We start from the raw sequence: 21836 nt of genomic DNA, 5'->3' as shown, positions 1-21836 counted from the left end.
TTCCATGAAAAAAGTATGGGCAGCAGGAGCTGTAAGTTTTGTTTTTTTGATCGCATGTTCAAAGCAGGAAGCTGCCAATACCGATCAAACTCAGGCTTTACAACCTCATTATGACACTACAGCAATTGATTCATTTTCTGCAGGTGCAACTACAGTGGATATCGTCCGTCAAATAAGAATGTCATCACAAAAATATCAGGATTCTTTAAAAGAAGCGATGAAACTTGAGCAGGAAGAAAAACGAATCGAAGCAGAATTAGAAAAAGAAACCAAGAAAAAACAGGAAGAGGAAAAGAAAGAAAAAGCAAAGGAAAATGCGACAGTTTCTACACCTTCACCAGAATAATTAAATTTAAAATATAAACAATGAAAAAACAAATTATTGTAGCTTTTGCTGTTTCGGCACTGGTCGTAAGCTGTACACAATCTACAACAAAAACTGAAAAAATAGAAAATCCAGACGGAACCGTAACAACAACAACCACTGAAAGTCGAACAGGTTTCGTAGATACTGCTAAAATTGACAAAGCTAAATCTGATGTTAAAATTACAGTCAGTAAGACCGGAGAAAAGATCAATGAGGCCGGGAAAGACATTAAGTCCGAAGCATCTGAGGTAGGAAAAGACATCAAAACCGGAGCGCAAGAAGTAAGCAAGGATATTAAGAACACTGCTGCACAGGGAGCTCAAAAAGTGGAAGATGCTGCAAAGAAATTGAAAGAGGATCTAAAGAAATAAACAAAAATCCGCAGAATCTTCTGCGGATTTTTTTATGACTGATTCATCTCCAGCAAAGGATCGATATATTCTCTGTCGTTGCTCAAACGCGGCACTTTATTCTGTCCTCCCAATTTTCCTTTGGACTCAAGCCAACAGTAGAAGAGATTAGGACGTGCAATATGTATCACCGGCTTTTTCAGCGTGATATTGTTGTATCGTTTAGCTTCATAATCAGAATTGATAGCTTTAAGATGCTGATCAAAAACATCGGTAAATTCTTCTAAACTATGAGGTTTTTCGCTGAACTCGAAAATCCATTCATGGGCACCGCTTTCATTTTCTTTCATAAAAATAGGAGCCCCAGTAAAATCCGTAACAGCTGACTTTGTGACTTCGCAGGCTTTCGCTAAAGCAGATTCTACGTTGGTGATCATCAATTCTTCACCAAATGCATTGATGTAATGTTTCGTTCTTCCCGTAATTTTTATTCTGAATGGGCTGACAGAGGTGAAAACAACTGTATCACCTATCAAATATCTCCATAAACCGCCGTTGGTCGTGATGACCATTGCATAATTCTTTCCAATTTCCACTTCTTCTAAGCTAACCACTTTCCTGTTTGAACAATGAAACTGATCCATCGGAATAAATTCATAGAAAATACCGTAATCCAGCATCAGCAACATTTCGTCACTGTTTGGTCTATCCTGAATTCCAAAGAAACCTTCGGAAGCGTTGTAAATTTCGTAGTAATTGATATTTTTTCCGATCAGTTGTTTAAACTGATCTTTGTAAGGTTTAAAACTGATTCCACCGTGAAAAAAGACTTCAAGGTTTGGCCACAGTTCAGAAATACTTTTAACCTCAGTTTCTTTTAAAACCCTCTGCAAAAGCACCATCATCCAACTTGGCACCCCCAAAATACTTCCTACATCCTCATTCTTTACTTCAGAAGTAATGGCTTTTAATTTACTTTCCCATTCACCCATTAAAGAAACTTTTTTGCTCGGCGTGGTGGTAATTTCTACCCAAAATGGAAGATTGTCAATTAAGATCGCTGAAAGATCTCCAAATTTGGTGTTAAAATCGGCATACAGCTCAGAGCTACCGCCCAGACGTAAATTTTTATTGGTGAAAAGTTGATTTTCCGGATGATTATTTGCATAAATAGAAACCATGTCTTTGCCGGCTTTCATGTGGCAATATTCAAGGCTTTCTGCGGAAATAGGAATGAATTTGCTCTTAGCATTGGTCGTTCCGGAAGATTTAGCAAAATGCTTAATGTAACCCGGCCAACTTACGTCTTTATGACCTTGCCTTGCCCTTTCGATATACGGTTCAAAATCTTCGTAGGTAACTACCGGAACTTTATTTTTAAAATCCTGATAGCTTGAGATGGTATTAAAGCCATATCTCTTGCCGTACTCCGTATCCTCTGCATGAAACAGCTGAGAAAACAGAATTCCGTTCTGCGTTTCGATAGGATGATCCATAAAATTCTGTATCTGATCTATCCTTTGGCGGATAAACCAATTGACTACCGTATTGAAAAGTGCTTTCGTTGCCATTTCAACAAATATAATCATATTTGAATTTCCTCGGAATGATTTAAATAAAAAACCGTCACAAATTTTGTAACGGTTTCTGTATTGAGCTTTAATTACTCCTTATTAGCAATATTCGTCGTAAGCAGCCTGAAGATTGGCAGCGATTGCTCCTGCAGGATTTCCTTCAATATGATGTCTTTCTAACATGTGAACCAACTCTCCGTCTTTGAAAAGAGCTACACATGGTGAGCTTGGCGGGAATGGTGCTAAATGCTTTCTAGCAGCATCTACGGCGTCTTTATCAAAACCTGCAAATACTGTCGTTAAATGATCTGGCTTTTTCTCGCCAGTCAAAGAATACACAACTCCCGGTCTTGCAGCACCCGCTGCACATCCGCACACTGAGTTGATAACTAAAAGAGTGGTTCCAGACTGCTTCAAAGCATCTTCTACCTGTGCAGGAGTTTCTAAATCCTGAAAACCTTTATCTGTAAGTTCAGCCTTCATCGGCATTACTAAATCTGATGGATACATTTCTTGTAATTTTAAATTGTATACAAATTTACAACATTTCTAAATTTATCTCAATTAATAAAAACTATAGAAGAATTCGTAAAACAAAATTAAATAAAGGAACAACATGTGAATATTTTATTAAATATTAATTATCATTAAAACAATTTAGTTAATATCTGATAATTTTTCATTAACTTTGAAATGATTCTAAAAACGAACTTCCATGAAAAAAAAATTATACATAAAATTTCCGAGACCTATCAAATTTTAATAGGTTATGAAATGTAGTTCCCCATCTTTTTAATTATTGCCCATACATCAGTTTTTAGAATAATTTAAGCGGTAATTTTAAAAAGATTTTAATAAATGAAGCCCAGAACATAAAGTTCCGGGCTTCGTTAATCAAATCGATATGCAAAGGTTGAATATCCGTGTGTAAGACTTGTTGGGCTTTAGTTGTTAGTGCATCGTATTAAAATCTACCAACCAAAACTTTCAACACCCAACTACGATAGTAGTTTTTTAGCCATCTCGGAAATACTTTTTCCGTCAGATTTTCCGGCTAAGTTTTTTGAAGCCAATCCCATTACTTTTCCTAAATCTTTAATAGATTCAGCGCCAGTTTCTGAAATGATCTGCTTGATTTCAGCTTCCAGTTCTTCAGAAGACAATTGGGCTGGTAAAAACTTCTCAATGACTTTCATCTGAGCTTCTTCCACTTCTGCCAAATCGTTTCTTCCCTGAGCGGTAAACTGCTCGTAAGAATCTTTACGCTGCTTAATCATACGTTGCAAAATTGCAATTTCCTGCTCAGAAGAAACTTCCGCTCCCAGAGCCTCAGTTTTCAGCAATAATATCTGAGATTTTACTGCACGGAGAGAATCTAAAGCCACTCTGTCTTTGGCTCTCATCGCCGTTTTTATTGCTTCGCTTATGGTAAGTTCTAAACTCATATTAATTAATTTGAAAATTTGAAAATGGGTTAATTTGAAAATGATTAATTCAACTATGATTTTTTTAGTACGATTATCAGAAATCCAATAACTTCTATCTAAAATTCATTGTCGCTAAAAAATTTTTAAATTCTCAAATTGCCCCATTTTCAAATTAATTTAATCTACATCTTTATTTAAAAATCTGTTTTCTCTGATCTGCACGTTTCCGTTATTGTCAGACAAATACGTGTTGATATTCTGGTCTGATGCATTGGAACCGTCAATTGAAATATTTTTTCTTTTGAAAGCCGGTACAGATTCAAACTCATTCACGTGATCAAAATTCTGGTAACGAGAATTGAATTCTTTCAGTTTGTTTCTTCTTTCAACCACTCTTTCCTGATCTGCAGGTTTGTTTACAAAAGTGAATTCAGATTCTGTATGTCTCGTAGTTTCTATCTCTACTCTTTTTTCTACAACAGGTTTATCTTCCGCTTTTGGCTGCTCTTGGGTCTGATAGAATGTTTCCACTTTATGAGTCGTTTCTTCTACTCTTTCAATTACCGCAGAAGTTTCAACCTCGTTTTTGGGCTGACCGAAATCATATTTAGGTTCAACGATCGGCTCATTGACTGTAAAATTAAACTCAATTGGCTTTTCGTTTGAAAAACTATTGCTGAAAGAATTGTCTGTTGACTCTTCTTTTTTATTTTCAAAATCGAAAGAGAATGACTCAATTTCCAAATCATTGGGATCGTCGTCGAAAGAAAACAGGTTAACATCGTCTTCAGCGATTGACTCTTCGTTTCTCCAGCTCTGAATCGGGCTTTCTAATGTATCTTCCTCTCTATCAGAGAATTTTATTTCCGTTTTCACATCCTCATCCTCGATAATCATTTTTTTTTCAGAAGACGACATCTTAAACTGTGGCGTGTCCTGCTCTTCATCATCAAGTCTGAAAAGATTTTTCCCACCAAAATCATAACCTTGCTCTGGAGAAACCTCTCTCTCATCTCTTGTTTTGAAAGGAGAAGCTTTAGGAGTTTCCAAAGCGTCATTTAAACCAATTCTGATTTTCTCAGTTGGCCCTGAAAACTTTTGGTTATCATTAGAAAAACCTGTAGCAATCACCAATACACTTACTGCATCACCTAATTCTTCGTCAGCTCCAACTCCAAAAATAATATCTGCTGTGTGACCAGCTTCTTTTTGAATGTAATCCATGATGATACCGATTTCGTCCATGGTAGCTTCTTCCACACCACTTCTGATCAACAACAACACGTTTCTTGCACCTGTAATTTTGTTGTCGTTCAACAATGGCGAGTCTAATGCTTTTCTTACCGCTTCTTCAGCTTTGTTTTCACCTGAAGCCGTACCTGTAGACATTAATGCCGTACCAGAATTCTGAAGCACAGATTTAGCATCTCTAAAGTCAATGTTGACATCAAAGTAACCGGTAATAACCTCTGCCATCCCTTTTGCGGCGTTGGTTAAAACTTCATCGGCTTTTGAGAACCCTTGTTTGAAACCAAGATTTCCGAATTGCTGTCTTAATTTATCGTTGTTGATTACGATTAATGAATCAACATTATTTCTTAATTTATCTAATCCTAATTCTGCCTGATCGAGTCTTCTTTTTCCTTCAAAGCTGAAAGGAACGGTAACAATACCAACCGTAAGAATACCCATATCTTTAGCCACTTTAGCAATAACAGGAGCCGCACCGGTTCCGGTACCACCACCCATTCCTGCAGTAATGAAAACCATTTTGGTATTTTGTCCCATTGCTGCTTTGATCTCTTCAATACTTTCGATCGCTGCTTTTTCACCTACTTCAGGATCAGCTCCCGCTCCAAGGCCTTCAGTAATGGTTACCCCCAACTGAACTTTATTGGAAACCGGGTTGTTATCTAAAGTCTGCGCATCAGTATTACAAATCACGAAATCTACCCCGTGAATACCTTTTTCGTACATGTGCTTCAGGGCATTGTTTCCACCGCCACCAACACCAATAACTTTAATGATCGAAGAATTTCCTTTTGGCAGATCAAATGAAAATCCCTGTGTGCCTATATTTTCCATACTTATATTTTTTTATAATTGATAACCGACTATGATAGCTGATGAGCATATCTTTCATCGCTTATCATTCATCATTTATATTTGTTTATTCTACTTCTTCAAAGAATTTTTTTACCTTTTCCATCAGAGACTGTCCGAATGTCGGTTTCGAAGGTCTTGCAGTCTGTGCCGGAACCTGTGCTTCCTGAACAGTCTGCTGAACTACCGTCGACTGAACTTCTGTGTTTGCAGATTCAGTGCTTTGAGTCTGCTCGATTTTAGTCTCAACTTTAGTTTCAACAATTTCCTCTACGGCAACCGTTTTTTTATCTCTGATTTTTAAACTTTCCATCAGTAAACCGATAGATGTTGCAAATTCTGGTCCTTTCAGATACTGGTTTTTATCATTGGCAATATATTCATTTGCAAAACCAATTCTACTATCGAAACCTGTGGTATAATTGGCCAGCTGACGAAGATGCTTCAGGTTTGATCCACCACCCGTCAAAACAATTCCTGCAATCAGCTTTTTCTTCTGCTCAAATGCTCCGTAAGCCTTTAATTCGGTGTTGACCATTTCCAAAATTTCTTCAACTCTCGCATTAATGATCTGTGCTAAAGTTTTAAGAGAAATTTCTTTATCCGGTCTTCCGTGAAGTCCCGGAATGGTAACAAATGTGCTGTCTTTTTCCAACTCAGGAACTGCAGAACCGAACTTCACCTTTAATTGCTCAGCGTGCTTTTCAATAATTGAACAACCTTCTTTGATATCTTCCGTGATAATTCCGCCTCCGTAAGGGATGACGCAAGTATGACGGATGATGTTATCTTTAAAAATAGCAATATCTGTAGTACCACCACCGATATCTACAATTGCTACTCCTGCTTCTTTCTCTTCTTTCGTAAGAACAGCTTCAGAAGATGCCAAAGGCTCCAAAGTGAGTGCCTCCATCTCTAAACCGGCTTCTCTTACGCATCTTGCGATGTTTCTGATGCTCCCCATTTGTCCTACGACAACATGGAAATTGGCTTCAAGACGTTTTCCGTGCATTCCGACAGGTTCCTGAATTTCTCCTTCAGAATCAACCTTATATTCCTGTGGAAGTACATGAATAATCTCTTCACCTGGTAACATCACCAGTTTTTTTACCTGGTCTTTTAACGCTTCGATGTCATCATCAGTGATGAATCTGTCCGGATTCTCACGCATAATGTAATCTGAATGCTGCAGTGAACGGATGTGTTTCCCCGCAATACCTACCGTGACCTTGTGTATAGGTACACCTGCACTCGACTGTGCTTCTGCCACAGCTGCTTTGATGGAGTTGATGGTTTGTGAAATATTATTCACAATCCCTTTATGAACTCCAAGACTTTTGGCCTTACCAACACCGAGAATTTCTATTTTCCCGTGTGCATTCCTCCTTCCGACAATGGCGACAATCTTGGTTGTCCCGATGTCAAGACCTACTGAATACTCTTGATTTTCCATTGTTTTATATCGATTTGATTTAATTACTTATTTAATTTAATAGGCAAGCCCATTTTTTTGATCTGGCAGGATTTTATCCTATCTTTTATTAAGTGTCCCTTAGGGACTTTGCTTATTCTATTCTGACTTTTGCTTTGGTCTTTGGTTTTGTGACCGGTTTCTTTTCTGGCGCTTTTTTCTTCTCTATCGGTTTCACAACTGCCTTTGGCTTTGAATTCAACTTAGGTTTTAATGGTGTTGCCCTCGCCTTTTTCACTGTAGGTTTAATATTAACTGCAGACTTTATTACTGCTGCCGTAGCAACCGGTGTTTTAGCCAGATCTTTATGTCCTGCTTCCAGAATACTGTCGTTTTCTTTAAAATAAGGATTCAATGTCGTAACAATTTGATTCTGATATTTCACAGAAACCATGCTGTACTTTTGCGGATCCTGAAAAACAAGATATTTCTCAACAAACGTTTTAAAACCCTTTACTTTTAATTCAATATTATCTAAATCGCCAATCTCAACCTTATAATTTCCTTCGCTTGTAAGAAGATTGTAGCTGTCTTTATATTTTGAAATTCCGATGAAATATTTTTTACTGAAATCATCTTTATCAATTTTATCAACCAGTTCAGCCAGTTTTGAATATTCATCTTTCTTCACATCGCCTGTTACCAACATACAAGGATGAGAATAGGTTTTTGAAATAGGAAATTCCGTTCCTTTTTCGTCTACATAGAAGTCTTTTCCACTATAATTTAATCTGAAAACCGGAACTCTCTGTTTAATGTCTAAGTTTAGCTTTCCATTTAAATTTAAATACACATTGGCGCTGTCTACGGCAGGAAGTGCATTGATTTTCTTCTCTAATTCCGGAATATTCAAATCTCCCACTTTCCCTGACGGGTTTTCTTTGATGACGATTTGCTTGATATCTTTTTCATCAATAAAATAAACCGGTGTTTTCTCATTCATTTTTACAGAAATTTTCTCATCTGTAATCTTCTGACCACTGAATTTCTTCAAAGAGAAACTCAGCAGGAAACCAAGAATGATCACTGTGATGGCAATTTTTAAAATTCTGTATTTGTTTTTCATTGTTTTAAGGTGACAGATTTTAGACGTCAGATTTCAGACATTTAAAATTGTTTTAAAATTTTATTTATTTTTAATTGTTTCCTAACCACTCACAAATCGAGTCGTACAGTGTATCAATATTTCCTGCACCGACCGTTAGCAAAATGTCGAATTCTTTCTCTTTAATTTTATCAAAAGCTTCAGACAAACTCGAAATTTCTTTTTTATCTAAAGTCACTTTTTCCAGCAACCAATCTGAAGAGATACCTTCAAAATTTTCCTGAAGTTCTCTTGCAGGATAAATATCAAGCAAAATCAACTCTTCAGAATTGCTTAGACTTTCAGCAAATCCATCAACAAAATCTCTTGTTCTGCTGAATAAATGCGGCTGGAAAACCACCAATAACTTTTTATCAGGATAAAAAGTTTTGATTGAACCTACGACTGCATTGATCTCCGTCGGATGGTGCGCGTAGTCGTCAATATAAATTTTACCGCTTGGATAAATATGTTTTGTATATCTTCTTTTAATGCCTTTAAAATTGGCAATGGCTTTTTTCAACGTTTCAAAATCAACTCCAAGATTGCTTAAAATTGCCAACGCAACCGTCGCATTTTCTACATTGTGAATTCCAGGAATATCCCAGACAAAATCTTTAACCGTTTCGGTCGGAGTATGAAAATCGAAGTAGATTTTATCATAATCCATGCGAAGATTATCTGAATAATAATCTGCAACTTCATTCACTGCGTAGGTTTTATGCGCTCTTCCGATTTCAATTCCTTTTCTTACAAAAAGCTGTTGATCTTCAGGAACTAAAGCTGCAAACTGTCTGAAACCTTCTTCAATCGTATTTTTATCGCCATAAATATCCAAATGATCCGCATCTGTCGAAGTAATCACGGCCCAGTTTGGAGAAAGGTTTAGGAAACTTCTGTCGTATTCATCAGCCTCTACCACAGAAAATTCTGTTCCGTTGAACAGGAAGTTCGATTTAAAATTCTCAGAAATCCCACCTAAGAAACATGAGAAAGGCAAATCTGCTTCCTTACACAGATGTGAAACTAAAGTAGACGTAGTAGTTTTTCCATGAGTTCCTGCAACTGCGATACAATCTGTACTTTCGGTAATTAAACCTAAAACTTTTGCGCGTTTTAAAACTTCAAAGCTATTTTCATTAAAATAATCTAAAATCCCCAACTTTTTAATTGCTGGAGTATAGATAACCAATGTATTTTCTTTCTGAAGTGATGTGATTTTATCACCAATCACATCTTCAAAAACAATATCAATTCCCTCGCTTATCAAAGCTGTCGTCAATTTGGTATTGGTTTTATCGTAGCCCAAAACTTTCTTGCCCGAAGCATGGAAATAACGCGCCAAAGCACTCATCCCGATACCTCCGATTCCGACGAAGTAAAAATTTTGATATGTTTCTAAATTGTTCATTTTAATTATCCTATTTTCTTCTAAAACAATCTTATTAATATTATGTAAAACACTATTTGAGTATCATTACATACAATCGTTTTTGTTTCAATAACCCTTCGACAAGCTCAGGGTGACATCTCTAATACTGACTGCTTTTATTTTTTCTGTCAGGCTGAGCCTGTCGAAGCCTTTTCTTAACCTATTATCTTAAATATCTCATCCACAATCTCTTTCGCCGCATTGGGTTTAGCAAAATATTTCAAATTGTCTGACATTTCTTTTCTTACATTTTCGTTTTCGCAGATTTCTGATAATGTGCTCCAAAACTTTTCCTGCATTTCAGAGTCTTTTACCATTTTAGCAGCGTTTTTTTCAACCAGATTCATTGCATTTTTGGTTTGATGATCCTCCGCAGCAAATGGAAACGGAACCAATAAAACCGGTTTCTGTGCTACTGCCAACTCTGAAATGGCAATTGCACCCGCTCTTGAAACAATGACATCGGCTGCTGAATACGCAGTTTCCATATCTTTGATGAATTCCTTCAATTGGATTTGAGATTCGAGATTTGAGATTTGAGAATCATTACTCAATTCACTGTAATCCAATTTTCCTGTTTGCCAGATTAACTGATACCCTTTTTCTTTTAATTGATCTAAATGGTCTTTCCATCCGTTATTTAATGTTCTCGAACCTAAAGAACCACCAACCGACAGAATCGTGAGTTTATTTTTATCTAAACCCATCTTTTCTTTTGCCTGAGAAGTTTCCTGCATTCCTGAAACAATATTTTCACGAATCGGATTTCCCAAGAACTTTATTTTTTCAACCGGAAAACCTTCCACTTTTGGATAAGCTGTAAAAACGGCTTTTGCTTTTTTACTTAAAATTTTATTCGTCACTCCTGCATGTGCGTTCTGTTCCTGAATAAAAATCGGAATTCCAATTTTGCTCGCCTCATACAAAGCCGGACCACTTGCGAAACCGCCTGTTCCTACTGCAAAATCAGGAGCGAAACTTCTAATTATTCTTTTAGATTTAGATAAACTTTTCAATATTTTGCAAGGCAAACCTAAATTGGATAATATGTTTCCTCTATCAATTCCGGCAATGTCAATTCCTTCGATTTTGTAACCTGCCTGCGGAACTTTTTCCATTTCCATTTTTCCGTTGGCACCAATGAACAAAAATTCTGCATCAGGAAATCTTTTTTTGATTTCGTCTGCAATTGCAATTGCCGGGAAGATATGTCCTCCTGTTCCACCACCGGATAATAGTACACGAATGGCTTTTGGCTGATTGCTGATTGCTGATTGATTGTTCATTTTATTATCAATTAATTGATTCTTTTCTTTTGATAGTATTAAACTTACCATCTTACTTATTCATCCCTTTCGGGACTGTTTAAGCAATATCGTTGATTTCGACGATGCTTTGTTTTTTGCCCATTCCCTCTTCATCATATATCTGGATTCTTGAGCTTACATTTAATATAATTCCTAACTGCATGTAGGTCACCAACATGGATGTTCCTCCGTAACTGATTAACGGCAATGGCTGTCCTGTCACAGGAATCAGATTCACGGCAACGGCAATATTTACCGCTAACTGTATAAAAATCATCACCCCTAAACTGAGGACGAGCAACGAACCGAAAAACGCTGGCATCTTACTCGCTATCATCACAATTCTGATAATCATAATAAGATACATACTGATCAGGAAAGCTGCTCCTATCGCACCGTATTCCTCAACAATTACTGCGAAAATAAAATCGGATGCAGACTGTGGAAGCATTTGTTTTAATGCACTTTTCCCTGGTCCCATTCCTGTAATTCCACCATGAACGATGGCCGCTTTTGCCTGCATGACCTGATAGTTCTTTGCCTTTACGCTCTCATCATCTACATCAGCTGTTTTGGCTTTGCTTGAAGTAAATGTTTCAATACGGCTCATCCACGTATGCACACGGTTTCCACCAATCATATTCGTATTTAAGGCAATCAATAGAAACAGAACAATTGCTATAAATGCCGACGAAATAAATCCTGCGATATACTTCCAATGTAACTGTCCGATAACCAATACGATAACCGAAACCATTAAAATCATTAATGCCGTAGAACCGTTATCTTTTGCCACAAGAACAAAAACCAATAAAATCGGTCCGAAAATAAAGCCAATGTTTTCCCAAACCGTTCTCTCCCTTGTTATTTTCTTGGTTAAATATCTGCAGAGATAGATAATCAGCATTAGGAAAGCAAATGAAGATGGCTGAAATGAAATAGGTGTTCCCGGAATTTTCAACCATCTAGAGGCACTTGCCCCATCGATTGTTTGCCCGGTAAACATCGTTACTACTAATAAGAGAATCATTAAACCCAACAAAATACTACTGAGCTTACCGATGTACTCGTATTTAACTACACCAACGAATCTCATGATAACCAATCCCAAAACCACAAAAAACATATGCTTCATAACGTGACCTGTTGTGGTTCCGTTGTTGACAATGTATTCCAAATTCGAACTTGCAGAATACACCGGGAAAATGGAGAAAATGGAGATCACAATAATGACCATCCAAAGTACTTTATCGCCCTTTAGATATTCAAATTTGTTTTCTGTGTACTGATCGTTCATATTCTTTGCTTTTAGCTGTTGCTATTAGCTGTTGCTTTTAAAACCTGTTCTTTAAACTGATTGCCACGGTCTTCATAATTCTTAAATAAATCGAAGCTTGCGCAACATGGTGACAATAAAACTGTATCGCCGCTTTTGGCCAATGAGCTTGAGATTTTCACCGCTTCCTCCATGCTGGAAGTATCGTAAATAAACTCTTTTTTATCTTTAAAGTAGTTTATAATTTTTTGATTATCAATCCCTAAGCAAACAATTGCTTTAACTTTTCTTTTGACTAAATTCTCAATTTCTGAGTAATCATTTCCTTTATCCTGTCCGCCAACGATCCAAACCGTTGGTGTTTTCATACTTTCTAAAGCGTAATAAGTTGCGTTGACGTTGGTAGCCTTACTGTCGTTGATAAATTTTACACCATCAATTTCAGTTACTAACTCAAGTCTGTGCTCAACTGCCTGAAACGTCATTAGTGAATTCCTGATACTTTCATTATTGATTTCCAATATTTTACCCGCAATAGAAGCAGCTAAACTGTTGGCTACATTATGATTTCCCATTAAAGACAGTTCTTCAATTTTCATCGAGAACTTATCTTTTAATTTAACAATCAATTCCTCATCATCAATAAAACCTCCCTCATTCAGTTTCTCTTTGGTTGAGAAAGGAATCATTTTCGCTTTTATTTCAAACTTTTCAAGAATATTTTTACTCATTTCGTCATCTTTATTGTAGATGAAAAAATTATCATTCTCCTGATTTTCAGCAATTCTGAATTTTGCCAAGGCATATTCTTCGTAGTTGTAATTGTACTGATCCAAATGGTCTTTAGACAGATTCAACAACAGCGAAATATAAGGTCTGAAATTCTGAATATCATCCAACTGGAAAGAGCTTACCTCCAAAACATAATATTCATGATTTTCATCGGCAACCTGTTTGGCAAAGCTGTATCCGATGTTTCCGCCTAAACCTACATTCATTCCGTCACTTTTTAGAATGTAATAGATTAATGAGGTTGTCGTTGTTTTTCCGTTGCTTCCTGTGATTGCGATAATCTTGGCATTGGTAAACTCTGAAGCGAATTCTATTTCCGAAGAAATTCTGATTCCCTTCTCATGAATTTTCTGAATCATTTCTGCCTTTTTCGGGATTCCCGGGCTTTTTACGATCCATTCTGCGCTTAAGATTCTTTCTTCGTCGTGGTTTCCTTCCTCAAATTCAATTTCATTTTCTGCCAGAAACTGTTTGTAGTTATCCTTAATGGCTCCTTTATCTGAAAGAAACACTTCCAAACCTTTCTTTTTAGCCAAATAAGCAGCACCACAACCGCTTTCTCCACCTCCTAAAACAACTATTTTCATAATCTTGCTTGATTTAATGATTGAAAAATTTAATAACTAAATGATTTGAATCTTTCAATTTTTAAATTAATCTTATCTCATTTTCAATGTAATAAGACATACAATTGCTAACATAACTCCAATAATAATCATTCTGTTGACGATCTTACTTTCGTGAAAGCCATCTTTTTGGTAATGATGATGTAATGGGGACATTTTAAACAATCTATTATTTTGGGCATATTCTAACCCAAATTTTCTTTTTCTGTACTTAAAAACAACTACCTGCAGCATCACTGAAACATTTTCTATCAAGAAAATTCCGCAAAGTACAGGAATCATTAATTCTTTTCTTAAAATAACCGCCAAAACAGCAATCACACCCCCCAACATCAAACTTCCGGTATCTCCCATGAAAACCTGAGCAGGATAAGTATTGTACCAAAAGAATCCGATGACGGCTCCAACCATGGCAACGACAAAAATTGTTGTTTCACCCATATTCGGTAGGAACATAATGTTAAGATAATCTGCAAAAATGATATTCCCGGATACATAGGTAAAAAACGCCAGCGTCAATAAAATTACCGTACTTGTTCCAGCAGCAAGACCATCAATTCCGTCGGTTATATTGGCTCCGTTTGAAACTGCAGTTACGATGAAAATGACAATTGGGATAAAAACAATCCATGCCCATTCGTGAGCATCTTCATCACTCATCCAAAATAAAACTCCGCTGTAATCAAACTCATTATTTTTAGCAAATGGAACCGTAGAAACAGTGATTTTCTCAGCAGGCATAAAGTTTTGCTCTACATTGTTTCTGTTGACCACTTTCGTATCTGCATATTTCCTTTTAACCGTAATATCAGGATGGAAATACATTGTAACTCCGATAATTAGCCCTAATCCGACCTGCCCTACAATTTTAAATTTCCCGCTTAATCCGTCTTTATTTTTTTTGATTTTCTTTAAATAATCATCTATAAAACCAATCGCTCCCATCCAAACGACAGTCACAATCAAAAGAACGATATAGACATTGGTAATTCTCGTAAACAGCAAGACAGGAATTAACGTCGCAATGATGATGATGAAACCTCCCATTGTAGGCGTGCCTTCTTTTTGTTTTTGTCCGTCTAATCCAAGATCACGAACCAGTTCACCCATCTGTTTTCCACGAAGGTAATTGATGATACTTTTTCCGTAGATAAGCGCTATTGTCAACGACAACAAAACCGCCATCCCCGCACGGAAAGAGATGTATCTCATCATTCCCATTCCCGGAATGTGAATGCCTTGGCTCGTTAAATATTCGTATAAATAGTATAACATTTTTTATTAATTTTAGTTTTAAAGATTAAACTGTTTGAAAAAGACATATGTTCTATTATTGCAAACTGAATCTATTTTGTTTCCTTTTTCAAAACTTGGATATATAATTCCAACGTTATTATATAGCTTTAAAATCTCTACTTTATATTTTTGCTCTCTATTACTTAAATATTTTTCACACAAACAGATACCTACTTCCTTTTTAGCATTTGACTCCGCAAAATCTATAAACCCAGGCTGTAATTCTTCTACTGTGTAAGATACTTTACAATCTAAAATCTTAATTTCCTTTTTTGAATTATCTTTTAAAAGAAAAACTATCAATATTCCTAAACCAAAAATTAGTGAGATTATTAATACCATTTTAGATGTTCTCATAATTTAAGTCTTTTAATTACTTCGACATCAATTTCCAAAGCTCATCAATCACCTCTTTATCATCAAAATGATGTTTCACACCATTGATTTCCTGATAATTTTCGTGCCCCTTTCCGGCTACGAGAATAATATCTTTTGGTTCGGCAAACTTTATCGCCATTTTGATTGCTTCTCTTCGGTCTGGAATTGAAGTGTATTTGCTGAAGTTTTGAGGTTCAACGCCTGCTTCAATTTCTTTTATAATCTGATTCGGGTCTTCTGTTCTCGGATTGTCTGAAGTGATAATTGCCAAAGTCGATTTCTTTGAGGCAATATTTCCCATTTCAGGTCTCTTGGAATGATCTCTGTCGCCACCACAACCGAAAACTGTGATCAGTCTTTCGTTTTTTGTTCTGATGTCGTTGATGCTGTCTAAAACATTTTCCAGTGCATCCGGAGTGTGCGCATAATCTACGATAAAGAAAATTCCGCCATCGGATTTGAGGGTTTCAAATCTTCCGGAAACTCTTTTTAAAATGCTGATTGCCTGAAGAATTTCATCCTGCTCAAAACCAAGCTCAGATGCAATTCCAAAAACCAAAAGCAAATTGTAAACATTAAATTTCCCTGTTAAGGTCGTCCAGAATTCTTTCCCATTGAAATTTAACAGCATTCCGTTGAAATCAACTTCCAATGTTCTACCATGATAATCTGCCATCGTTTTCAAAGCATAAGACCTTTTTGCAGCCTTTGTATTCTGAAGCATAACGTTTCCGTTTTTATCGTCAACGTTCGTAATGGCGATTGCATTTTCGTTTAATTCATCAAAAAATCTTTTCTTTATTTTTAAATATTCATCAAACGTTTTATGATAATCTAGATGGTCGTGTGTCAAATTGGTAAAGCCTGCAATTTTGAAAGTCAGACCTTCAATTCTGTTTTGGGCAATTCCGTGTGAACTTACTTCCATGAAGGCAAATTCACAACCTTCCTCAACGGCCTGAGCCAAAATTTTATTGATAGTAATCACATCCGGAGTCGTGTGTGTCGCCGGAATTACTTTTTCACCAATTCTGATTTCTACCGTTGATAATAAAGCAGAGTCATAGCCTAAATTTTTAAATACATCAAAAAGCAAAGTGGAAACAGAAGTTTTTCCGTTGGTTCCGGTAACTCCGATCAGCTTTAGCTTTTCTGAAGGATTTCCATACAAGTTGGAAGCAAGATGACCTAATGTTTTTGATGCATCTTTTACTTTAACATAGGTAATGTTTTCTTCTAAATTTCCTGGAAACTCTTCACAAACAATAGTTTTTGCTCCCTTTTCAATTGAAGATGCAATAAATGAATGTCCGTCTGCAACTGTCCCTCTCAATGCAATATAAAGAGAGTTTTCAGAAACCTTTCTGCTGTCAAAAACCAATTCAGAAACTTCACGGGTATTCTCACCGTGAATTTCTAGTACTGGAATTCTGTTTAATAATTCAACTAATTGCATTTCTTTGATGCTTTATCTTTTAATTCTGCAGAGTCAAATAAATTCTCTGATTTTTACTTATTGTTGTTCCTTCCAAGGGAAACTGTTCCTTGATTCGTCCGACTCCTTTAAAGTCTACACGGTATCCTAAATTTTCCAATTGTGGAATTGCATTTTTGCCAATCAATCCTACCACACTTGGCATTTGTTTATTATTGACTGCTATTTTCACATTAGGTTCAACCATTTTGCTAAGATTGACCTTTCTGTCTACAAGCATTTCTTTTTCAATATTTTGCGGTGTTTTCAGGAATGTTTTTCCGGCAATTTCTTTAAAAACTGGCGCCGAAACCGTTCCTCCGTAAAATCCTTTTGACACATTGGGTTCGCTAATCATTACATAGCAAGTGTATTTCGGATTGTCTGCCGGATAAAAACCCGCAAATGACGCTCTGTATTTCATCGGACCAGGCAGCCAATATTCAAATCTCGCGGTTCCAGTTTTTCCTGCCATTTTTAAGTTCGGTGTGAAAATGCTTCTTCCCGTCCCCTTTTCAACAGCTTTCGTCAATGCACTTGTCATCATCTGAATCGCTTTATCTGAAGCCATTTTTTTAACCATTACTTCTTCTTTGGCTTCGAAAATAGTTTTTCCGTCTTTCATTATTTTATCAATGAAAATCGGTTTCAGCATTTTTCCTTTATTAGCTACACCGTTATAGAATGTTGCTAATTGCAAAAGGTTTATATTCGTTGCATACCCATAACCAATTGAGGCTAGCGTTGCTGCATTCCATGATTTGCTTTTTGGAGTTAAAATTCTCGGTTTTGTAATGCCGGGAAGTTCAATATCCATTTTGTCGAATAATTTCCATCTTCTTAAATGATCAAGAAAAATTTCCGGTTTGTCCGCGTAATATTTCGTAATTAGTTTTGCCGTTCCTACGTTACTCGATTTTGCCAAAACATCACTGATGTCATAAGTTCCGCCACCGTGGCCATCGGAGATTCTTTGTTTAGCATAAGTCCAAACTCCACCACCGACGTTGACTGTTGTATTTTCGTCAATAAATCCATCATCCATTGCCGCCAAAAGCGAAATCGTTTTGAATGTAGACCCAGGTTCGATGTTATCTTTTAAAGCATAATTGTAAGTATCTTCATAAACTCCAGTCTCGGTTTCTTTTAAATTAACTAGAGCGCGCACTTTTCCTGTAGCCACTTCCATGACGATGACCGTTCCGTGTTTTGCTTCGAAATTGATCAGTTGTTTTTCTAAAGCGGAATGCGCAATATCCTGAATTCTAAGATCTAGCGTTGTGTAAACATCCTGACCATCGGTAGGTTCTTTAACTTTCCAGAAATCAATCGGCTTCCATTGTGATGAATTGACTCTTTGCTCAAGTCTTTGACCATCTGTTCCTGTTAAAAATTTTGAAAAAGCACCTTCAAGACCTGCTTTTGCAACCCCATTATCAATCCCGATTGTTCCGGCTCCAATTTCTGAAGTTGCCAGTTCTCGTTTATAATTTCTGTCAATGATGAAACCTCCTTTATTTTTTCCTCTTTTAAAAATTGGGAATTTTCTGATTCTGTCATATTCGTCGAAATCCAAACCTTTTACTAAAGAATAGTACTGGTTTTTCTTTTTTCTCTGCTCGTCAAATCGTTTTCTGAAATCAGCTCTCGATTTTCCAAACATTTTACTCAAAGAATCGGTAAGAGGCCCAATATTGTTCGTATAAACTGTATCTTTTATTGTTTTAAAATCAAGATAAACATCATACCGCATTACCGTTGTTGCCAAAATAGATCCGTCTGAAGCATAAAGATTTCCTCTCGCCGCTTTTAAAGTGGCAGTTCGGTAATTGTTATTAATGTAATCGTCTTTAATTTCCTGAACATTGGTGTTCTGAAGAATGACAATTCTGGCGATGAAAAGCACAAACACGCACAAAGCTCCCACTGCAAAAAGGTAGCCCCAGCGTAAAGTTTTTTTACGTTTATTCTCGTATTCACTTGGCTTTTGCATCTGTACTGTCTAATTTTATTAAAAGTTTATGAGGATGACTTTCTAACGTCATTAGCGAATCTGCTGCGACTTGCTTCCCCAATTCAGATTCCATTTTTACTTTAATCAGCTTACTTTGCGCATAAGCGTTCCTAGATTTATATTCTTCCGTTTCTTCTTTTAAAGCGTTTACAATTTTTATTTTTTTATTCACCAAATGGTTTGAATAAATCATCCCCATCATCAAAACAAAAATCAATAAGAAAAACTTATAATGATCTTTTAACTCATCGCGGTTCAGAAAATTCCCTTTTATAATATCTATAAAAGTGAGTCTTTTTTGAGGACGATATGTTGTTTTTTTTGCCACTATATTTATTAGTAATAGGTAATTAGTAATGTGTAATATTCATAAACTGCTTACTACCCATTGCTCATCATTTATAATTTTATTCCTGTTCTCATTTTAGCACTTCTCGCCCTTGAGTTTTCTTCAATTTCTTTATCATCAGGAATAATTGCTTTGCTTTTCACCAGCTCGAATGCCTTTGCATAATTACCGTAGATATCACGTTGTGGCTCTCCTTCAAACATTCCGTTTTTCAGGAATCTCTTCACCAAACGGTCTTCCAAAGAATGATAAGAAATCACCACCAATCTTCCACCCGGTTTTAAAACATTGTAAGACTGTACCAGCATTTCTTTCAAAACATCAAGTTCCTGATTCACCTCAATTCTTATAGCCTGAAACAGCTGTGCGTAAAATTTGTTCACCTTATGAGGCGGAAGAAAACTAAAAAGCTTTTTCAAATCTTCCGTTGTATTGATGCTTTTTATTTTCCTGTGATGAACGATATCTCTCGCAAGCTTTCTCGCCTCTCTCAATTCCCCGTAATAATAGAAAATATCTGCTAAAGCCTCTTCTTCATATTCATTGATCACTTTTTTGGCATCAAGACTCTGCATCACATTCATTCTCATATCCAGAGGCGCATTATTTCTAGTTGAAAAACCTCTCGCTGCTTCATCAAACTGATGAGAAGAAACACCAAGATCAGCTAAAACACCATCAACAGCGACAACCCCATACATTAAAAGTGAATTTTCTAAAAATCTGAAATTCTGATTGATCAGCGTAAACCTCTCATCATCAATCGTATTATTGAGCGCATCCAAATCCTGATCAAATGCATACAGCTTTCCATTTACAGAAAGCCTGTCTAAAATTTCCTGAGAGTGACCTCCACCACCAAATGTGCAGTCCACATATATTCCGTCCTGATTCGTCACCAAATCATCCACACTTTGCTTCAATAAAACGGGGTTGTGATACGTGCTCATTTGTGTATATTTTATTTATTCTTCATCAAAAGCACCCATTACATCTTCTGCCAGACTTGCAAAATCTTCTTCATTGGTTGCAATTACCTTTTCATAGGCATCTTTATCCCAAATTTCGAAAAGCTCACCTGCACTTGTCACTACAATATCTTTCGCAAGATCAGCAAAATGCGTAAGATCTTTTGAAATTTGGAGTCTTCCGGCGCTGTCTAATTCTACAGTTTTTACACCTGCAGTAAACATCCTGATGAAATCAGCATTCTTTTTAATGAATCTGTTTAGTTTATTAATCTTTTCCATAAGCTTATCCCATGCTTTCATAGGATAAACTTCGAGACACGGTTGAAACACAGAACGCTTGACCACAAAGGTTTTATCCTCAAAGTTCTCCATCTGCTTAATCAGCGATGAAGGCACCTTCAGGCGACCTTTGTCGTCTATTTTACACTCATATGTTCCAATGAAATTCCTCATTTGGGACAAAATTATACAAAAATTTCCAAAACCTCCCACTTTTTCCCACTTTTTGACTTAATGTTAATAAGTTTTACTACAAGCTTCACAAAACCGGTTTAATTCTTTGATACGAAAACACTTACACCCCTTGTTATTCCTCGAATAATAAAAAGATTTTCAAAAAAGCGAGGCAGAAAAGGTGGTTTATATTATTTTTATTTTAAATTAGAGATATCAAAAATTTTTTGGTGTATAATTTGTATTTTTGCAATGCTTTATTAAAGCGATTTTATGATATTTAGTACAAAAAAAGATAAGAAATATACCTTCATTGAAGCTGGGGAAGGACATCCATTGGTGCTTTTGCACGGTTTAATGGGTGGGTTGAGCAATTTTGACAAGATGGTGAATTTTTTTTCAGAAAAAGGTTTTAAGGTCTATGTGCCTCAATTGCCTATCTATGATTTGCCAGTACTCAATACCAACCTTACCACAATTGCCAAATACGTCATTAAATTTATTGAAAGCGAAATTGGCAAACCGGTAACCATCGTAGGAAATTCAATGGGTGGTCATGTAGGACTTATTTTAACCTTAGCCAGACCTGATTTGGTTCAAAATTTAGTGCTTACAGGAAGCTCTGGTTTGTACGAAAGAGCTTTTGGTGACAGTTTTCCAAGAAAGAATGACCGTTCATATATAAGAAAGAAAGCTGAAGAGGTTTTCTATGATCCCGCTGTAGCAACTGAAGATTTGGTGGATGAAGTTTTCAGCGTGGTGAACGACAGAATGAAAGGCATCAAAACCGTGATGTTAGCTAGAAGCGCCATCAAACACAATATGCTGAATGATCTTCCAAAAATTGTACGTCCAACGTGTCTGATTTGGGGGAAACAAGACAACGTAACACCTCCTGAAGTTGCGATTGACATGCATAAATTTATCCCGAATTCAGATCTTTTCTGGATCGATAAATGCGGACATGCTGCGATGATGGAAAAACCCGATGAATTCAACGAGATTCTATACAACTGGGTAAAAGATAAAATATAAATTAAGACTAAACCATTAAGACCTTCTTAATGGTTTATTTTTCTAAATAAAATCAAG

General features: G+C 36.4%; 20 protein-coding genes. 3 read left to right on the top strand and 17 right to left on the bottom strand.

Going from position 1 to position 21836, the window contains the following annotated elements; all coding sequences use genetic code 11:
* Positions 1 to 4 precede the first annotated feature (4 nt).
* Together AR685_RS09545 and AR685_RS09540 are read left to right on the top strand one after the other, a co-directional pair.
* Positions 5 to 346, top strand: coding sequence for a hypothetical protein (locus tag AR685_RS09545; protein ID WP_047443427.1), 342 nt, complete (start codon positions 5 to 7; stop codon positions 344 to 346).
* 20 nt (positions 347 to 366) lie between these two features.
* Positions 367 to 738 carry a hypothetical protein gene (locus tag AR685_RS09540; RefSeq protein ID WP_059124408.1) on the top strand — a complete coding sequence of 124 codons (372 nt, stop codon included), beginning with the start codon at positions 367 to 369 and terminating at the stop codon, positions 736 to 738.
* Between the two features lie 32 nt (positions 739 to 770).
* Here the strand turns inward: AR685_RS09540 and AR685_RS09535 are convergent, their stop codons facing one another.
* From AR685_RS09535 to mraZ, 17 genes are all read right to left on the bottom strand, one after another.
* The gene (locus tag AR685_RS09535) at positions 771 to 2288 is read right to left on the bottom strand and encodes a GH3 auxin-responsive promoter family protein (RefSeq protein ID WP_059124560.1); all 1518 of its coding nucleotides are present in this window, start codon (positions 2286 to 2288) and stop codon (positions 771 to 773) included.
* A gap of 102 nt (positions 2289 to 2390) precedes the next feature.
* Positions 2391 to 2801: a BrxA/BrxB family bacilliredoxin gene (locus tag AR685_RS09530; protein WP_047443425.1), complete on the bottom strand. Its 411-nt coding sequence runs from the start codon at positions 2799 to 2801 to the stop codon at positions 2391 to 2393.
* 488 nt (positions 2802 to 3289) lie between these two features.
* Complete coding sequence (locus AR685_RS09525) at positions 3290 to 3736, bottom strand: GatB/YqeY domain-containing protein (RefSeq protein ID WP_047443424.1); 447 nt, start codon at positions 3734 to 3736, stop codon at positions 3290 to 3292.
* A gap of 159 nt (positions 3737 to 3895) precedes the next feature.
* Positions 3896 to 5803, bottom strand: coding sequence for a cell division protein FtsZ (gene ftsZ, locus AR685_RS09520; RefSeq protein ID WP_047443423.1), 1908 nt, complete (start codon positions 5801 to 5803; stop codon positions 3896 to 3898).
* 85 nt (positions 5804 to 5888) lie between these two features.
* The gene (gene ftsA, locus AR685_RS09515; protein ID WP_047443422.1) at positions 5889 to 7274 is read right to left on the bottom strand and encodes a cell division protein FtsA; all 1386 of its coding nucleotides are present in this window, start codon (positions 7272 to 7274) and stop codon (positions 5889 to 5891) included.
* Between the two features lie 112 nt (positions 7275 to 7386).
* A complete protein-coding gene (locus tag AR685_RS09510) occupies positions 7387 to 8358 on the bottom strand; it encodes a cell division protein FtsQ/DivIB (protein WP_047443421.1) in 972 nt (323 codons plus the stop codon).
* A 70-nt stretch (positions 8359 to 8428) separates the two neighbouring features.
* Positions 8429 to 9787 carry a UDP-N-acetylmuramate--L-alanine ligase gene (murC, locus tag AR685_RS09505; protein ID WP_047443420.1) on the bottom strand — a complete coding sequence of 453 codons (1359 nt, stop codon included), beginning with the start codon at positions 9785 to 9787 and terminating at the stop codon, positions 8429 to 8431.
* Positions 9788 to 9963: 176 nt separating this feature from the next.
* Positions 9964 to 11094, bottom strand: a complete 1131-nt coding sequence (murG, locus tag AR685_RS09500) for an undecaprenyldiphospho-muramoylpentapeptide beta-N-acetylglucosaminyltransferase (protein ID WP_059124559.1) — start codon at positions 11092 to 11094, stop codon at positions 9964 to 9966.
* Positions 11095 to 11173: 79 nt separating this feature from the next.
* Complete coding sequence (locus AR685_RS09495) at positions 11174 to 12412, bottom strand: FtsW/RodA/SpoVE family cell cycle protein (RefSeq protein WP_047443419.1); 1239 nt, start codon at positions 12410 to 12412, stop codon at positions 11174 to 11176.
* Between the two features lie 11 nt (positions 12413 to 12423).
* Positions 12424 to 13770, bottom strand: a complete 1347-nt coding sequence (gene murD, locus AR685_RS09490) for a UDP-N-acetylmuramoyl-L-alanine--D-glutamate ligase (protein ID WP_059124407.1) — start codon at positions 13768 to 13770, stop codon at positions 12424 to 12426.
* A gap of 72 nt (positions 13771 to 13842) precedes the next feature.
* A complete protein-coding gene (mraY, locus tag AR685_RS09485) occupies positions 13843 to 15084 on the bottom strand; it encodes a phospho-N-acetylmuramoyl-pentapeptide-transferase (protein ID WP_047443417.1) in 1242 nt (413 codons plus the stop codon).
* Positions 15085 to 15102: 18 nt separating this feature from the next.
* A complete protein-coding gene (locus AR685_RS09480; protein ID WP_059124406.1) occupies positions 15103 to 15462 on the bottom strand; it encodes a hypothetical protein in 360 nt (119 codons plus the stop codon).
* 16 nt (positions 15463 to 15478) lie between these two features.
* On the bottom strand, positions 15479 to 16939 hold the full coding sequence (locus AR685_RS09475; protein WP_059124405.1) for a UDP-N-acetylmuramoyl-L-alanyl-D-glutamate--2,6-diaminopimelate ligase: 1461 nt from the start codon (positions 16937 to 16939) through the stop codon (positions 15479 to 15481).
* A gap of 19 nt (positions 16940 to 16958) precedes the next feature.
* Positions 16959 to 18950, bottom strand: coding sequence for a penicillin-binding transpeptidase domain-containing protein (locus AR685_RS09470; protein ID WP_059124404.1), 1992 nt, complete (start codon positions 18948 to 18950; stop codon positions 16959 to 16961).
* Positions 18934 to 19299: an FtsL-like putative cell division protein gene (locus AR685_RS09465; protein WP_047443413.1), complete on the bottom strand. Its 366-nt coding sequence runs from the start codon at positions 19297 to 19299 to the stop codon at positions 18934 to 18936. Before AR685_RS09465 ends, AR685_RS09470 begins: the two co-directional genes overlap by 17 nt.
* A gap of 71 nt (positions 19300 to 19370) precedes the next feature.
* Entirely contained in the window at positions 19371 to 20270 is a 900-nt protein-coding gene (gene rsmH / locus AR685_RS09460; RefSeq protein WP_047443412.1) for a 16S rRNA (cytosine(1402)-N(4))-methyltransferase RsmH, read from the bottom strand.
* Positions 20271 to 20285: 15 nt separating this feature from the next.
* Positions 20286 to 20744: a division/cell wall cluster transcriptional repressor MraZ gene (gene mraZ, locus AR685_RS09455; RefSeq protein WP_059124403.1), complete on the bottom strand. Its 459-nt coding sequence runs from the start codon at positions 20742 to 20744 to the stop codon at positions 20286 to 20288.
* 273 nt (positions 20745 to 21017) lie between these two features.
* On the opposite strand from mraZ, the gene AR685_RS09450 reads away from it, so the two are divergent.
* Complete coding sequence (locus AR685_RS09450; RefSeq protein WP_047443410.1) at positions 21018 to 21779, top strand: alpha/beta fold hydrolase; 762 nt, start codon at positions 21018 to 21020, stop codon at positions 21777 to 21779.
* Positions 21780 to 21836 lie beyond the last annotated feature (57 nt).

The sequence above is a fragment of the Chryseobacterium sp. JAH genome, assembly GCF_001507335.1.
Lineage (GTDB): Bacteria > Bacteroidota > Bacteroidia > Flavobacteriales > Weeksellaceae > Chryseobacterium.
This window is presented reverse-complemented; position numbering and strand designations above follow the sequence as displayed.

What these genes read in the sequence shown, in the direction of transcription:
- AR685_RS09545 (WP_047443427.1), top strand. Translation starts at nt 5, where the DNA reads ATGAAAAAAGTATGGGCAGCAGGAGCTGTAAGTTTTGTTTTTTTGATC.
- AR685_RS09540 (WP_059124408.1), top strand. Translation starts at nt 367, where the DNA reads ATGAAAAAACAAATTATTGTAGCTTTTGCTGTTTCGGCACTGGTCGTA.
- AR685_RS09535 (WP_059124560.1), bottom strand. Translation starts at nt 2,288, where the DNA reads ATGGCAACGAAAGCACTTTTCAATACGGTAGTCAATTGGTTTATCCGC.
- AR685_RS09530 (WP_047443425.1), bottom strand. Translation starts at nt 2,801, where the DNA reads ATGTATCCATCAGATTTAGTAATGCCGATGAAGGCTGAACTTACAGAT.
- AR685_RS09525 (WP_047443424.1), bottom strand. Translation starts at nt 3,736, where the DNA reads ATGAGTTTAGAACTTACCATAAGCGAAGCAATAAAAACGGCGATGAGA.
- ftsZ (WP_047443423.1), bottom strand. Translation starts at nt 5,803, where the DNA reads ATGGAAAATATAGGCACACAGGGATTTTCATTTGATCTGCCAAAAGGA.
- ftsA (WP_047443422.1), bottom strand. Translation starts at nt 7,274, where the DNA reads ATGGAAAATCAAGAGTATTCAGTAGGTCTTGACATCGGGACAACCAAG.
- AR685_RS09510 (WP_047443421.1), bottom strand. Translation starts at nt 8,358, where the DNA reads ATGAAAAACAAATACAGAATTTTAAAAATTGCCATCACAGTGATCATT.
- murC (WP_047443420.1), bottom strand. Translation starts at nt 9,787, where the DNA reads ATGAACAATTTAGAAACATATCAAAATTTTTACTTCGTCGGAATCGGA.
- murG (WP_059124559.1), bottom strand. Translation starts at nt 11,094, where the DNA reads ATGAACAATCAATCAGCAATCAGCAATCAGCCAAAAGCCATTCGTGTA.
- AR685_RS09495 (WP_047443419.1), bottom strand. Translation starts at nt 12,412, where the DNA reads ATGAACGATCAGTACACAGAAAACAAATTTGAATATCTAAAGGGCGAT.
- murD (WP_059124407.1), bottom strand. Translation starts at nt 13,770, where the DNA reads ATGAAAATAGTTGTTTTAGGAGGTGGAGAAAGCGGTTGTGGTGCTGCT.
- mraY (WP_047443417.1), bottom strand. Translation starts at nt 15,084, where the DNA reads ATGTTATACTATTTATACGAATATTTAACGAGCCAAGGCATTCACATT.
- AR685_RS09480 (WP_059124406.1), bottom strand. Translation starts at nt 15,462, where the DNA reads ATGAGAACATCTAAAATGGTATTAATAATCTCACTAATTTTTGGTTTA.
- AR685_RS09475 (WP_059124405.1), bottom strand. Translation starts at nt 16,939, where the DNA reads ATGCAATTAGTTGAATTATTAAACAGAATTCCAGTACTAGAAATTCAC.
- AR685_RS09470 (WP_059124404.1), bottom strand. Translation starts at nt 18,950, where the DNA reads ATGCAAAAGCCAAGTGAATACGAGAATAAACGTAAAAAAACTTTACGC.
- rsmH (WP_047443412.1), bottom strand. Translation starts at nt 20,270, where the DNA reads ATGAGCACGTATCACAACCCCGTTTTATTGAAGCAAAGTGTGGATGAT.
- mraZ (WP_059124403.1), bottom strand. Translation starts at nt 20,744, where the DNA reads ATGAGGAATTTCATTGGAACATATGAGTGTAAAATAGACGACAAAGGT.
- AR685_RS09450 (WP_047443410.1), top strand. Translation starts at nt 21,018, where the DNA reads ATGATATTTAGTACAAAAAAAGATAAGAAATATACCTTCATTGAAGCT.